This window comes from Olsenella sp. Marseille-P4559 (assembly GCF_900605015.1).
In the GTDB taxonomy this organism is placed as follows: domain Bacteria; phylum Actinomycetota; class Coriobacteriia; order Coriobacteriales; family Atopobiaceae; genus Tractidigestivibacter.
The window spans coordinates 479174-491348 of the sequence record NZ_LR027573.1 but is presented as its reverse complement, the minus strand read 5'-3'; the positions used below and the strand labels follow the sequence as shown (position 1 = coordinate 491348).

Below are 12175 nucleotides of genomic sequence, written 5' to 3'. Positions count from 1 at the left end.
GCCTAGGTGCAGATGCCCTCGCGCAAGCAGGCATGGAGATGTCAACCTCTTTGGGTGCGCATCCTCCTGCCGTTTACGATGGAAGGCAGCATCTCTGGGTCGGACCCCGTTCGCTTTGACACCTCCACCATGAGTATGCTGCAGAACGCAAGCATGGAGGTCATAGGTTCGATGTAGACGGGATATCGCTCGGTCTGCCAGGTGGGAAGGAGGATGAACTCATCCGCCATCTTGCGCAGGGGGTGCGCTGCCGTGTGGGAAATCATGACGGTATGGGGCCGCTTCTGCGGTGACATCTCCTGAATGACGTTGAGGAGCATGCGCTGCGTGTCGTTTTTCGACGAGAAGATTATGATCAAGTCATCGGGACTTGCGACGTGCATGTAGATCATCTCCTGCCCGCTTTGCATGCAGTGACAGGGAATCTTGTACTTAAGCAGCTCCATGGAGAGCATGAGGGCAGGAGGGGAGCTTAACCCGGCGCCGGCGGTATAGATGGTCTTGGACGAGAGTATCCGCTCCGCCAGTCCGGTGATAACGTCCACATTAAGAGCGTCGTTTGTGGCTCTCATCATGTCACAGAGATAGTCGATTGCCCCTTGGCTCTCCCTCGAATTTGACGTGGGGGTGCTGTTCGAGAGCGAGAACATGAGATTCATCCTAAAGTCGCCGAAGTTCTCATAGCCAACCTTCTGACAGAAGCGGCTTACGGCACTCTGGGAAACGCCAATCTGCTGTGCCGCCATCGTCGTCGTGCTCTGGAGGATTCCCTCGGGGTTGTCCAGGACAGCGTCTAGCACCTTTCGCTCAGTGGGCGTTAGGTCCTCGGCGTGCAGCCTCATCTGCTCGAAAGCATCCATGTCATACTCCAGAATTATGAATGAACTATCCATTCATATAGTAGAGCAATTTTCAGGCGTTAGGTAACACAGAGAAACAGTACAGAAAGTTACCGTAGTTTACCTACGTCTACCGGCACGATTCTACCGCTCATGGTGAATCATCCATACAAGAACGAATGGATGTTTCCATCAATTTAGAATGATTTATGCAACAGGACAGGCAATGACTGAGTGATGTGCGCGGGACGTACGGAGTCGGACAGGAGGCACCATGAACGTTGCTGCAACGAGAGTCGACGAACGCCTGATACACGGACAAGTCATGGCATATTGGTCAAAGAGGCTGCAGCTCGCACGCATCGTCGTTGTGGATGACCAGATCGCCGAGGACGGCTTCATGAAGACGGTGCTCTCTATGTCGGCACCTGCTGGCATGCAGATTGACATCCTGTCGGTCAAAGATGCGGCGAAAGCAGTGCAGACAGACGGAGGTTCCGTCCACACCATGCTGCTCTTTAAGAAGATTCCTGCCGCGCTCGAGCTTGCGCATGAGCTCAAGGGCTGCTCGTCCGAGATGACCGAGCTCAATCTTGGAAATCTCGGCTCTGTGCCCGGACGCGTCCAGGTGACCAAGAACATCTTCCTCTCTGAGGAGGAGCGGACACAAATTCGCGAGTTGCAGGACCTGGGGGTGAACGTCTTCCTGCAGATGCTCTATACCGATCCCAAAGTTCCAATCGACGACGTTCTCTAGGCGGATGTGGTGACGATTTAGGAGTGTGACAGTATGTTGGCATTGCAAGCGCTCGTTATTGCACTCTGCACATGGTACGCCGCGACAGCCTGCCCGATGTGGCTGCGGTGGTCAGTGTACTTTGGCGCACCTCTCGTCGCGGGCCTGGTCAACGGCCTGCTTCTCGGAAATCTAACCTACGGCTTGTCGGTTGGCTCCAACGTGATGATGGCCTATATCGGAATGGTTGCCATTGGCGGATCCCTTCCGAGCGACTATGCGCTCGCGGGCTATCTCGGCGTGGCCATGACGATGCTCGCTGGTGCGGATCCCTCAGTGGGGCTTACCATCGCGGTGCCGCTTGGGCTTCTCGGCTTGCTGAGCTTTAACGTCAAGATGTCGCTCAACTCGGTCTGGGTGCACAAGGCAGACAAATACGCCGAGCAGGGCAATGCCCGTGGCGTTGCTGCCATGAATCTCTTTGCCTCGCAGATTTTCCCGTTCATCACATATGCGATTCCCTCGTTCCTGTGCGTGCTGTTGGGCTCCTCTGCCCTCGAATCGCTCATGACAGTGATTCCGACGCAGGTGACCTCGATTCTCTCCCTTGCTGGCCACCTGATTCCCGCTCTTGGACTGGCCATGCTCATGAGCGTGCTCTTCAAGGCATCCCTTCTCCCGTTCTTTGCGATTGGCTTTGCCTTGGCCGCCTACCTTCAGCTTGGCACCATGCCCATCGCCATCATTGGTGCGGCGGCAGGCGTGCTGCACCTCATCTACACCTCCAGGGAAGGCGTGAGTGTCTTTGAGGGCTTCTCCTTTGGCTCCGAGGAGGCGTCGGACATCGCTGAGGAGGCCGCCGCTGGGCAGAGGCGCCTGAGCAAGAAGACCCTTCGCAAGTCCTGGCTCATCTGGCAGAGCTGGGGCCAGATCTGCTACAACTACGAGCGCATGATGGGCTTGGGCTTCTGCCACTGCATGGCGCCCGTCCTCGAGGAGCTCTACGGCGACGATCGCGAGGCAATCTCAGCCGGGCTCAAGCGTCATCTCGCCTACTTCAATACCGAGAACACCTGGGGCTCCATCATTCCGGGCATCACCGCTGCGATGGAGGAGGAGCGCGCAAACGGTGCCGACATCGATGACGACATGGAGAACAACCTCAAGACCGCGCTCATGGGTCCCATGGCAGGCATTGGAGACTCCGTGACCCAGAGCCTCGTCAAGGTGGTTCTCCTCTCGATTGCCATAGGTCTTGCATCTCAGGGAAGCGCCCTCGGACCCATCCTGCTTGTCGTGCTCTTCAGCATCTACGCACTTGGTGTGGGCTACTTCTGCTACAACGCCGGATATCGCTTTGGTAAGAGCGCCGTCACCAAGCTGCTGGCCGGCGGGCTTGTCAAGCAGCTTACCGAGGGGCTTGGCGCCATGGGCATGATGGTGCTTGGATGCCTGGTCGCTACCGTGATTCCCATAACCTGCCCGCTTACCTTTGAGCTGGCCACGGGGACCATCGAGATCCATTCGATCCTCGACACCATCCTCCCCAGACTCCTGCCGCTCATCTCCTTCCTGGCTACCTACCACTTCATCAAGAAAGGGACCAAGCCCACGACCGTCATCATCGCGATGTTCGTGATTGCCATCATCCTCTCTCCGCTCGGAATCCTCTCGTAGCACGACACGTGCAAGCGGCATCGTTTATCAAAGAAGGAGTAAAGCATGCCCTCACTGATGGATAAGCACCTCGAGACGTTTGGGGTACCCAGGCCGGTCATTGGGTGCCTGCACATGCAAGCGCTGCCCGGTACCCCCTTTGCCGACGACGGCATGACCCTCGAGGAGCAGATTCGACGCCTGAGGCAGGATGCTCGTGTCCTGCAGGACGCAGGATTTGACGCCCTGGTGTTCGCGAACGAGGGAGACAGGCCCTACCTCACTCCCGTTGGTCCCGAGACGGTGGCGAGTTACGTGCGGATCGCAACCGAGGTCGCATCCGAGATTCACGTGCCCTTTGGGTGCGGTGTGCTGATCGATCCCATCGCGACACTTGCCGTTGCCAAGGCTATTGGTGCCAAGTTCGTGAGGACCTACGTGAGCGGGTCCTACGAGGGCCTGTTTGGGTCCCAGAAGTTCAACCCCGGCGAGATATTCCGCTATCAACATCGTATTGGCGCCGATGACGTCAGGGTGTACACGTACTTCGAGGCCCATGCGGGGACGTGCCTCGACACGCGCTCGAGCGAGGACATGCTCGAGGCGGGGGTTGCCAACATGCCCATTGCGGGTGCGCTCTTTGGCGGGGCCCACGCTGGGCTTCCGCCAGAGGAGTCCCACATCGCCCACCTGAAGGAGCGCTTCCCGGAGGTGCCCATCATCATTGGCAGCGGCGGGAGGGCCGACAACATTGGTGACCTCCTTCCCCATGCCGATGGCGTCATCGTTGGCACCAGCATCAAGCGAGACGGCGTTCTCTGGAACAACGTAGACGCAAGCCGTGCCCAAGCGTTCATCAAGGCAGCGAAGGGCTAGCCGTGCCGCCCTTGCTTCTCTATGAGCCCCGCACCACTGGTCACATTTGGTGGCCTTCCGGGTGCGGGTCTCTTCGTTCGAGGCAGACCTGGGGTCGATGGCCCGCTACTCTCCCGTGGCGTCGCGGAAGGCCTGCGTGCCAGCATCCGACCACGAGGTCTTACCGGACGCGATGACCTCGCCCGTATCATGTGCGTAGGCATACTCGTCGAGCAGCGTGGCCTCGTCGATCGACCAGCTGCCACAGTCCTCAACGGGGCAGCTCTCCAGTGCAAGGAACGTGCACGCGCCGTTGGCCGAATCGCGGTCGTAGACGAGAAGCACGATGCTCTCGCTGTCTTGGGAGAGAACAATCTGCTCGTCACCGCGGGCGTTGTATGTCACCTGGAAGCCATAGCCTTGGGACTTGAGCATGGCGTCGTAGACCGCTTTGTAGGCGGTGTCAGTCTCGTCGGCCTGTTGCTGCATGCCTTCTGTCGTGACGGGCCCGCCATCTACCTCGGTGGGTGTTTGGGTCCCTTGCGGCTTGCCGTATCGTTCATTTGTCTGCCTGGTCATGGCGCTGCCATCAAAACCCATGGTCACAAGCTCGTCGTATTGCTCAGATCCCATAAGCCGCACCTCGGCTCCCGTATCGTTCCAACTCACCTGCCAGCTGTCGGCGCGCACCTGCACGCCGTCGTCTGCGATGCTTGTGTCCATGCATGAGATCTCGTAGCGATCCAGCCTGAGGACAAGACGGGCATCCGCCGAAGAGAAGAACAGGGGCTCGCCAACTGCCTGCAGCTCAAGCGTGAGCCTGCCATCTGGGGAAGTGGACGTGTCGACGGTGCGCACGGCGTAGTTGAGCTCGTACACCAGTGCCGCTCCGAGCAGCACCAGCGCCACAGTGATGCCGCCAATTACTGCCAGTATGATCTTGACGACCTGCCCGATGCGGTGCACGCCGCTCTGCTCTGACTGCATGCGCCTCCCCTGGTCACGTGCCTCTCGGCACTTCCCTTCGAGCACTATACCCGCTGCTCGGCGCCTCCCTATGTTTTGCACTTCACGTGCCTGGGTACAGGTCAAACGAGAGGAGGCTACAATGGAGGAGAAGCTTCTCAAGCTTGCAGGCGGAGCGCTCGTCGTGTTCGTCTGCATGGCGGTGGCCTTCCAAGTGGCAGAGCAGTTGGGGACCCTTGCCCGTGCGATTGTCTGTACCGCAGGCGTGGTGACCATGATTGGGCTTCCTGCCGTGGCGCTGCATCTGTTCTTTGGAGCTGGTTCCCGCCTTGCGCCAGGCACCTGGGGAGGCCTTGCGGCACTTGTGCTCACGTTTGCTATCCCGCTCGTTATGTACGGGATGGAGGGGCGGCTTCAAGGGGATGCTGCTGCGGCCATAGTCCTCTTGCCTGGCTTCGTGGCGTTCTTCGCCTGCCTCCGAGGCGTTGCCTCGGGCGAGTAGCCTGCCGTCTCACGCTACGCATGGCTTTAATTCAATTGCTACCGCTTGTCGTCAAAAACATGCCATTGGCGGCAATATGACTGGAAATGATTGTTTATGACTGACTATGACTGCAATTGATGGATAATGTCATCAGCGCGGGACCCAGTGGGGAGTGCACAACAGGGGGACCATACGGTTCCGCGCGCTTGACATGTCGAGAAGGCCGCCTATAACGGAAAGGGGTGCCCATGCTTGCCCGGGAGCGCCAGGACATCATCGCGCGGCTCGTACGCGAGCGCGGTTCGGCCACGATGCCAGAGCTCATGGAAGCCCTTGATGCCTCGGAGTCAACCGTTCGGCGCGACCTCGCTGCCTTGGACGAGCAAAACCAGATCATTCGCGTTCATGGCGGGGCAACGGCTCCGGTGCCGCGCGGGCGTCTCGTGCTCCACGACGCTTCCGTGGCGCAGAAGCGCGATGTCAACGCGGCCGCCAAGAGGGTGATTGCCACCTACGCAGCGTCTCTCATCGGCCCAGACGACTTTGTCTACATCGATGCCGGAACCTCAACGATGCAGCTCGTAGAGGCAATCGCACAGATGAGCGCAACGTACTTCACGAACTCCATCCCGCATGCGCAGCTGCTGCTTGCCAGGGGATGCAAGACGTATCTGCCCGGTGGGCTGGTAAAGCCCGTCACGGAGGCTCTCGTGGGAGAGGCTGCCATCGCTTCCCTCCAAAACCTCCACTTCACGATTGGCTTTTGGGGCACCAACGGGATCTCGCTCGATGCGGGATTCACTACGCCGGAGTTCAGCGAGGCCAAGGTCAAGGAGGTTAGCATGGTGCATACGCTCAGGCGTTACGTGCTGGCCGACCAGAGCAAGTTCGACCAGGTCTCTCTCGTCACCTTTGCGTCGTTTGAGGACGCGACCGTACTTACGGACAAGCTTCCGGAAGACGGAGGCTTTCAAGATGCGGGCAACGTCGTGGAAGTGGGGGAGTAGTTCATGATTTACACCGTAACGTTCAATCCGTCGCTCGACTACATAGTTCGTCTCGACGAGTTCAAGCTCGGCGAGATAAACCGCGTAAGCTACGAGCAGGTTCTGCCCGGCGGCAAGGGGATCAACGTCTCCATCGTGCTTTCCAACCTTGGGCATGCGTCAACGGCGCTGGGCCTTGTGGCCGGGTTCACTGGGCGAGAGATTGAGGCACGGATGAGCGCCTATGGTGCCGCGTGTGACTTCATCGAGGTCAAGGAAGGCATGAGCCGCATCAACGTGAAGGTCAAGGCCAAGGAGGAGACCGCAATCAACGGCCTTGGGCCCAAGGTCACGCCCTCAGACATCGATGCCCTCTATGCCAAGCTTGACACCTTCAAGTCCGGTGACCTGCTTGTGATTGCCGGAAACGTGCCCTCCGTGCTCCCGTCTGACATCTACGAGCGCATCATGAGCCGCCTCGACGGCCGCGGCATCGATATTGTGGTGGATGCCGAGCGCGACCTTCTCGTCAACGTCCTGCCGTACCACCCCTTCCTGGTAAAGCCCAACAACCACGAGCTGGGCGACATCGTGGGCGCCACCATCACGCGCCGCGACCAGGTCGAGCCCTATGCGCGCACGCTCCAGGAGCGCGGCGCCAGAAACGTGCTGGTCTCCATGGGCGGTGAGGGTGCGGTTCTCGTCTCCGAGAAGGGGGACGTAATCATGGCCGAGGCCCCCAGGGGGGCCATGGTCAACACCGTAGGCGCGGGTGACTCGATGGTCGCCGGGTTCCTCACGGGCTGGATTGAGAGCAACGGCAACTATGAGACGGCATTCAAGATGGGCGTCTGCACGGGGTCTGCCAGCGCCTTCTCGGAGAACCTTGCCACGCGGCCCGAGGTTGAGGCCCTGCTCGCCAACATGTAGGCGCAGGTGCATTTTTAGCAGTGAGTGCACCCATGGCGAGAAGGCCTGGGTGCCCGGGAGCGGACGGATGTCCGTGCACAGGAAGGGGGAGCACGAGTGAAGATCACCGATCTGCTCAGGCCCGAGGCAATCAAGGTTGGTGCTACCGCCACAAGTCGTGACGATGCCATCGACCAGCTGGTTGCCCTGCAGGATGCAGCGGGCAACATCACAGACAAGGTGGCCTACAAGAAGGCGATCATGGCGCGAGAGGAGGAGTTCTCGACTGCCGTGGGGGACGGCATCGCCATCCCGCACGCCAAGACGGCCGCGGTCAAGCGCCCAGGCCTTGCGGCCATGACCGTGCCCGGCGGCACCGACTGGAACTCACTCGACGGGGCGCCGGCCGACCTCATGTTCATGATCGCGGCGCCCGAAGGTGAGAACAACGCGCATCTCGAGATACTGGCGCAGCTTTCGAAGCTTCTGATGCACCAAGAATTCGCGGACGCGCTGCGTGCGGCAAAGACGCCCGAGGAGTTCATGGCAGCCATCGACGCTGCGGAGGCCACGCGCGAAGAGGCTGAGGCAAAGAAGGCCGAGCCGGTGGCCAAGGCAGCCTCCTCTCTGCCGGACATCCTTGCAATCACGGCTTGCCCCACGGGCATCGCCCACACCTACATGGCTGCGGAGAGCCTCGAGAAGAAGGCCGCCGAGATGGGCGTCACCATCAAGGTGGAGACGCAGGGCTCCGTGGGCGCGAAGAACGTCCTTACCGCCGAGGAGGTCGCGCACGCAAAGGGCGTGATCATCGCGGCCGACAAGAACGTGGACCGCGCCCGCTTTGGGGGTAAGCAGGTCCTCTCGACCAACGTCACCGCGGGCATCTCCGAGCCCGAGAAGCTCATCCAGACAATCCTCGATGGCGAGGCACCCGTGCAGGAGGGCGAGGTTGCGGCCGCCAGCGCAGGCGCCGAGAAGGACTCCGCCTGGCATGTGATCTACAAGCATCTCATGAACGGCGTGAGCCACATGCTGCCCTTCGTCATTGGCGGCGGCATCCTCACGGCGATCGCGTTCCTCGTCGACCAGCCGGGCCTTGGCACCTCGACGTACGGCTCGTCGATTCCGGCGGCTGCGTTCTTCAAGACCATTGGCGGCGAGGCGTTTGGCCTCATGCTGCCCATCCTTGCCGGCTTCATCGCCATGTCCATCGCGGACAGGCCCGGCCTGGCCCCTGGCTTTGTTGGTGGCCTCTTTGCCAAGGGCGGCTACAGCCTTGCCTACCTTGCGCTCCTGAACGCTGACCCCGATGCCGCCTCTGCGGCGTGCGTCTCTGGCGGCTTCATCGCGGCGCTCTTCGCCGGCTTTGCCGCCGGGTACATGACACTTGGCATCGAGAGGCTCTGCGACCGCATGCCCGCCTCGCTCGAGGGCATAAAGCCCATGCTCATCTACCCGCTTCTGGGCACGCTTGCCATAGGCGCCGTCATGTTCGTGCTGAACCCGATCTTTGGTGCCATCAACACCGGTCTGAACAACTGGCTCAATGGCATGGGGACCACAAACATCGTGCTGCTCGGTGCCGTGGTCGGTGGCATGATGTCCATCGACATGGGCGGCCCATTCAACAAGGCAGCCTACGTCTTTGGCACGGGAGCCCTTGCCGCTGGCACTACGTCCGGCCAGATCATCATGGCCTCCGTGATGGTTGGCGGCATGGTTCCCCCTCTGGCCATTGCCCTTTCCACCACGTTCTTCAAGAACAAGTGGTCCAAGGCCGACCGCGACGCGGGCATTGTGAACTACATCATGGGCCTCTCGTTCATTACCGAGGGCGCCATCCCGTTCGCCGCTGCCGACCCCGGTCACGTGCTTCCCTCCTGCATCATTGGCTCTGCCGTTGCGGGTGCGATCTCGGCGGCGTGCGGCTGCACGAGCCCCGCTCCTCACGGTGGCGCCTGGGTCATTGCCGTTATCGGCAATCCCGTGATGTACCTCGTGGCGCTGGTAGTTGGCTCCGTGGTTGGTGCGCTGATCCTCTCGTTCTGGAAGAAGCCCTACGCCGCAGGGGCATAGAGAGGTACGGCGAGTGACAGGGCGGCTGCGACAACTGGCCCCTCGGCGTCTGCGCGACGCCGAGGGAGGGCATCCCTGCGGTCCTCTCGCTCTAAACTGCGATATCTCACGAGTTAATGGCGGCCCCGCATTTTTCGAACGGATAGACCCTGCTAGCTGGCAATTCCCCACGAGTCGAGAACGATGTCGTAGAAATCGCCGGTTAGGCCCCGGGTTAGGCGTTCGCGAAATTCCCAACCACCGGGGGCTTCTCGTCGGACAAATTACGCATGGCTGGAAGCGAGCGAGACAAGAGCCCGCCTCTCCGCAACGCTTGGGATGGCGCGTCTCTTGTTGGTGTGAGAGCCAACGGTCTCGCCGCGACCATCTGCGCGACCCTGGCCTCCAGCGAGGTCCGGGTTGATCAACCCGGGTGACCGTGGTCGTGGCAGCCCGGCTGAGCCGTGACAGGGAAATGATTCCCCCATAGTGCCCTATTGACAGCTTGATGGGGCGGGTGTAGCCTACAAGGCGAATGCGGGCACGCGCTTCCCAGAAGATGGCGATATAAGGCCATGTGTTTCGGCTGGGGTCGGCTGTGCCTATTTTTTCGTGGGGAAAACACAGCGCCGTTCTTTTTGTGCGCATATTGCTATGGTCGTTACCGGGGGTTGGGGGCTCTGTCGGGACGACCTGACAGTCACATCGTATCGTCCGACGGGCGAGGATAGACGGAAAGGCAACCATACTCTCATCATGAAGGTCGAGGATTCCGCGACTAAGCTTGAAGACTGTGGGGACGCGCTTGTCGTGGCGCATGATGAGTCCCATGGTGCCTACGAAGTGGCCAAGCGTGCCTTTGACGTCCTGTTCTCCCTCTTTGTGATCGTGGGGTTCTCGTGGCTCTTCGCCCTGATAGCCCTTGCCATCAAGCTGGACGATCCCCAGGGGCCCGTCATCTTCAGGCAGACGCGCGTGGGAAGGGGGGGCAGGACCTTCAGCATGTGGAAGTTTCGCTCCATGTACTCCGACGCGGAGGAGCGGCTTGCGGGGCTCATGCGTTACAACGAGAAGGACGGCCCCGTCTTCAAGATGGCGCACGACCCCAGGGTCACACGGGTCGGTCACTTCATACGCAAGACGTCTCTGGACGAGTTCCCCCAGTTCTTCAACGTGCTCTTTGGGCAGATGTCAATCGTGGGGCCTCGCCCGGCGCTACCCAGCGAGGTCGCCCAATACACTCCCTACCAGTCCCAGCGCCTCCTCTGCGATGCCGGTATCACCAGCTACTGGCAGGTCCAGCGCAACCGCGACAGCCTTACCTTCGATGAGTGGGTCGACCTCGACCTCCTCTACGTGAGGACCCGGTCCTTCCTCACCGACTTGAAGCTCATATTCCAGACAGTGGGCGTGGTCCTCACCGCGCAGGGATGCTAGCCGGCCGCAGGTATGAGGATTGCCATGCTGGGACATAAGCGCATGCCATCGCGCGAGGGCGGCGTGGAGGTCGTGGTGACGGAGCTCGCCACGCGGATGGCCGCCCTCGGCCATGACGTGACCGTCTACAATCGCCAGGGCCATGACGTGGCTGGCAGGGGCCTGAGTCCCGTGGCGCCGGAGGAGTACGAGGGCGTTCGGATCAAGACGGTGCCCACCGTCGACGTGAGGGGGCTTGCCGCCGCAAGCTCCTCGTACTTTGCGGCCCGCGCCGCCGTCGCCGACAGGCCAGACGTCATCCACTTCCATGCGGAGGGCCCCTGTGCCATGATCCCGCTGGCCCGTCGCGCGCACATCCGCAGCGTCGCCACGATACACGGGCTCGACTGGCAACGCGCCAAGTGGGGCAGGCTCGCCTCGGGCTATCTGAGGCATGGGGAGCGTCTCGCCGTCTCCCAGGCCGACGAGCTCATCGTCCTCAGCAGGAACGTCCAGGACTACTTCCGCGACACCTACGGTCGCGAGACGCACTACATCCCCAACGGGGTGACGGTGAAGACACCGGTTCCCGTGCAGGCCATCGCGTCCAAGTATGGTCTCTCGGCAGCCTCCTACGTCCTTTTCGTGGGACGCCTCGTCCCCGAGAAGGGCGTCCACTACCTCATAGAGGCCTGGCGAGGCATGCGGACGGACAAGCGCCTCGTCATCGCTGGCGGCCCGTCCGACTCCCAGGCGTACTTCAATCGGGTGAGGGACCTCGCGGGCGATGACCCTTCCATCCTCTTTACGGGCTTCGTGCAAGGTCGCGAGCTCGAGGAGCTCTACAGCAACGCCTACCTCTACGTGCTTCCCTCCGATCTCGAGGGCATGCCCATGAGCCTCCTTGAGGCGATGTCATACGGCAACTGCTGCCTCACGAGCGACATAGCGGAGTGCGCCGAAACCCTCAGCAGCGCGGGAGCCACGTTTCCGAGGGGAGACGTGGTGGCACTGCGGAGCTCCCTCACCCAACTACTCGAGAATCCGGCGCGCGTCTCTTCGCTGGGCACCCGAGCGCGCATGCGCGTGTCGTCCGCCCATGGGTGGGATGCCGTTGTAGCACGGACGCTTGCCCTCTATCGGGGGGGGGGGGGGGGTGACGTACCACGCCAAAAGGAGTAGGATCCTTGATAAAAAGTTTACTAACCCAAAGGATTTTATTTTAAAAACTACTCCCAGCCCACAAGAAGGACTCCAATTTTGTATTCCC

General features: G+C 60.8%; 11 protein-coding genes. 9 read left to right on the top strand and 2 right to left on the bottom strand.

The window, feature by feature from the left end:
* Positions 1 to 41: 41 nt before the first annotated feature.
* The gene (locus tag E0E00_RS02155) at positions 42 to 860 is read right to left on the bottom strand and encodes a MurR/RpiR family transcriptional regulator (RefSeq protein WP_165443512.1); all 819 of its coding nucleotides are present in this window, start codon (positions 858 to 860) and stop codon (positions 42 to 44) included.
* Positions 861 to 1113: 253 nt separating this feature from the next.
* Between E0E00_RS02155 and E0E00_RS02150 the strand changes: the two genes are divergently transcribed.
* The 3 genes from E0E00_RS02150 to E0E00_RS02140 are packed head-to-tail and all read left to right on the top strand — an operon-like array spanning position 1114 to position 4107.
* Positions 1114 to 1596 carry a PTS sugar transporter subunit IIB gene (locus E0E00_RS02150; RefSeq protein ID WP_130810962.1) on the top strand — a complete coding sequence of 161 codons (483 nt, stop codon included), beginning with the start codon at positions 1114 to 1116 and terminating at the stop codon, positions 1594 to 1596.
* A gap of 33 nt (positions 1597 to 1629) precedes the next feature.
* A complete protein-coding gene (locus tag E0E00_RS02145) occupies positions 1630 to 3252 on the top strand; it encodes a PTS system mannose/fructose/sorbose family transporter subunit IID (protein WP_130810961.1) in 1623 nt (540 codons plus the stop codon).
* A gap of 45 nt (positions 3253 to 3297) precedes the next feature.
* Positions 3298 to 4107 carry a BtpA/SgcQ family protein gene (locus tag E0E00_RS02140; protein ID WP_130810960.1) on the top strand — a complete coding sequence of 270 codons (810 nt, stop codon included), beginning with the start codon at positions 3298 to 3300 and terminating at the stop codon, positions 4105 to 4107.
* Between the two features lie 105 nt (positions 4108 to 4212).
* Here the strand turns inward: E0E00_RS02140 and E0E00_RS02135 are convergent, their stop codons facing one another.
* The gene (locus E0E00_RS02135) at positions 4213 to 5073 is read right to left on the bottom strand and encodes a hypothetical protein (protein WP_130810959.1); all 861 of its coding nucleotides are present in this window, start codon (positions 5071 to 5073) and stop codon (positions 4213 to 4215) included.
* A gap of 121 nt (positions 5074 to 5194) precedes the next feature.
* Here E0E00_RS02135 and E0E00_RS02130 point away from each other — a divergent pair, with 121 nt between their 5' ends.
* The 6 genes from E0E00_RS02130 (at position 5195) to E0E00_RS02105 (ending at position 12087) form a co-directional block, all read left to right on the top strand.
* Entirely contained in the window at positions 5195 to 5554 is a 360-nt protein-coding gene (locus E0E00_RS02130; RefSeq protein ID WP_130810958.1) for a hypothetical protein, read from the top strand.
* A 230-nt stretch (positions 5555 to 5784) separates the two neighbouring features.
* Positions 5785 to 6543, top strand: coding sequence for a DeoR/GlpR family DNA-binding transcription regulator (locus tag E0E00_RS02125; protein ID WP_130810957.1), 759 nt, complete (start codon positions 5785 to 5787; stop codon positions 6541 to 6543).
* Between the two features lie 3 nt (positions 6544 to 6546).
* A complete protein-coding gene (gene pfkB / locus E0E00_RS02120) occupies positions 6547 to 7452 on the top strand; it encodes a 1-phosphofructokinase (protein WP_130810956.1) in 906 nt (301 codons plus the stop codon).
* A 96-nt stretch (positions 7453 to 7548) separates the two neighbouring features.
* Positions 7549 to 9510 carry a fructose-specific PTS transporter subunit EIIC gene (locus tag E0E00_RS02115; protein ID WP_130810955.1) on the top strand — a complete coding sequence of 654 codons (1962 nt, stop codon included), beginning with the start codon at positions 7549 to 7551 and terminating at the stop codon, positions 9508 to 9510.
* Positions 9511 to 10245: 735 nt separating this feature from the next.
* Positions 10246 to 10926, top strand: coding sequence for a sugar transferase (locus E0E00_RS02110; RefSeq protein ID WP_207302619.1), 681 nt, complete (start codon positions 10246 to 10248; stop codon positions 10924 to 10926).
* A 24-nt stretch (positions 10927 to 10950) separates the two neighbouring features.
* On the top strand, positions 10951 to 12087 hold the full coding sequence (locus E0E00_RS02105; protein WP_242622094.1) for a glycosyltransferase family 4 protein: 1137 nt from the start codon (positions 10951 to 10953) through the stop codon (positions 12085 to 12087).
* Positions 12088 to 12175: the final 88 nt, after the last annotated feature.

What these genes read in the sequence shown, in the direction of transcription:
- E0E00_RS02155 (WP_165443512.1), bottom strand. Translation starts at nt 860, where the DNA reads ATGGATGCTTTCGAGCAGATGAGGCTGCACGCCGAGGACCTAACGCCC.
- E0E00_RS02150 (WP_130810962.1), top strand. Translation starts at nt 1,114, where the DNA reads ATGAACGTTGCTGCAACGAGAGTCGACGAACGCCTGATACACGGACAA.
- E0E00_RS02145 (WP_130810961.1), top strand. Translation starts at nt 1,630, where the DNA reads ATGTTGGCATTGCAAGCGCTCGTTATTGCACTCTGCACATGGTACGCC.
- E0E00_RS02140 (WP_130810960.1), top strand. Translation starts at nt 3,298, where the DNA reads ATGCCCTCACTGATGGATAAGCACCTCGAGACGTTTGGGGTACCCAGG.
- E0E00_RS02135 (WP_130810959.1), bottom strand. Translation starts at nt 5,073, where the DNA reads ATGCAGTCAGAGCAGAGCGGCGTGCACCGCATCGGGCAGGTCGTCAAG.
- E0E00_RS02130 (WP_130810958.1), top strand. Translation starts at nt 5,195, where the DNA reads ATGGAGGAGAAGCTTCTCAAGCTTGCAGGCGGAGCGCTCGTCGTGTTC.
- E0E00_RS02125 (WP_130810957.1), top strand. Translation starts at nt 5,785, where the DNA reads ATGCTTGCCCGGGAGCGCCAGGACATCATCGCGCGGCTCGTACGCGAG.
- pfkB (WP_130810956.1), top strand. Translation starts at nt 6,547, where the DNA reads ATGATTTACACCGTAACGTTCAATCCGTCGCTCGACTACATAGTTCGT.
- E0E00_RS02110 (WP_207302619.1), top strand. Translation starts at nt 10,246, where the DNA reads ATGAAGGTCGAGGATTCCGCGACTAAGCTTGAAGACTGTGGGGACGCG.
- E0E00_RS02105 (WP_242622094.1), top strand. Translation starts at nt 10,951, where the DNA reads ATGCTGGGACATAAGCGCATGCCATCGCGCGAGGGCGGCGTGGAGGTC.